This window comes from Methylomonas koyamae (genome assembly GCF_001644025.1).
GTDB lineage: Bacteria > Pseudomonadota > Gammaproteobacteria > Methylococcales > Methylomonadaceae > Methylomonas > Methylomonas koyamae_A.
Map to the genome: position 1 here is coordinate 1 of NZ_LUUK01000227.1, position 1,168 is coordinate 1,168.

Genomic DNA, 1,168 nt, shown 5'->3' on the forward strand with positions numbered 1-1,168 from the left:
TGTTGGGGGATACCGGCGTGACGGTGGTCGGGATATTCGGCGTGCTGTTTTTGGTTTCGGTTTTGTCCGGCCTGATTTTGTGGTGGCCGTTGACCGGAAAATGGCGGCGGGTCTTGACGATTAAGCGGCGGGCCAGTCGCGAACGCTTCAATCACGACCTGCACCAAAGCGCCGGCTTTTATAGCCTGGCGGTCATGCTGGCCTTGCTGGTATCCGGCATTTACTTCAATTTGCCGGAGCAGTTTCGCTGGCTGGTCGGACAGTTTTCCGAACTGAGTCCCGAGCCGGCGATTCCGGCGCATGCTTCGCCCGGTCAAGCCGGCGCGCTGGACCGGGCGATCGAGCGCGCCCGACGCGATTTTCCGGGCGGCGTAGCGCAATATTATACTTGGGAAGGCGGAACTCACCGGCGTTTTCAAGCCTGTTATCGCGACGTCGAATCCTTGCGATACAAGGTGATGAACGACCGCTGTCTGGTTTTCGACCCGGCTAGCGGCGCGTTGCTACAGGTTCAGGATGCCGAGCACGGTAGCGCCGGGGACGTTTTCATGCTGTGGCAATGGCCCTTGCATTCCGGCCGGGTGTTTGGCTGGACCGGCCGGATTCTGGTGTTCGTGACCGGTTTACTTTGCCCCTTGCTATTCGCGACCGGTTTGATTCGGTGGCTGCAAAAGCGCAAATCCGCGAAAGCGAAACTTAGGGCTAGGATTGCGTGAAATAACATTGTTTAAATTCTGGCGATCCCGGTGGCTACCGGCGAATGCGCGCCGATAGGCTGGGGCGATGCCAAGTTCTTCTTTGGGCGGAGCGGATGTGGCGCGGTTTCCAGCCAAGCTGCTGAGCTGAACATCGTTGTTCGGCAAGTTTCGGCGTAAATTTTGCTGCCTAAATGCCACACCATGACCGCCCCACTTCTATCCTCTCAATGCTTGAACTGACCGCCGACGACATTGCCGATCTGATGCATAAGCATCGCCGCGAATTGCTACGCTTTCTGGCGCAACGCATCCGTTGCACGGACGCCGCTCAGGATATTTTCCAGGAAACCTTTATTCGTTACGCCGGTTACGGCGGTAAGGATCGCATCGACAATCCGCGCGCTTTCATTTTTCGCATCGCCGCCAATTTGGCCACCGATTATTTGCGCAGCCACCAGCGCCACGCCGGT

At 57.7% G+C, this 1,168-nt stretch carries 2 protein-coding genes; both read left to right on the top strand.

Translation table 11 applies throughout. The annotated features are described in order from the left end of the window. On the top strand, positions 1 to 716 hold a 716-nt coding region (locus tag A1355_RS23110), incomplete at its 5' end, for a PepSY-associated TM helix domain-containing protein (RefSeq protein WP_197471891.1). A gap of 209 nt (positions 717 to 925) precedes the next feature. Next, on the top strand, positions 926 to 1,168 hold a 243-nt coding region (locus A1355_RS23115; RefSeq protein WP_269454774.1), incomplete at its 3' end, for an RNA polymerase sigma factor.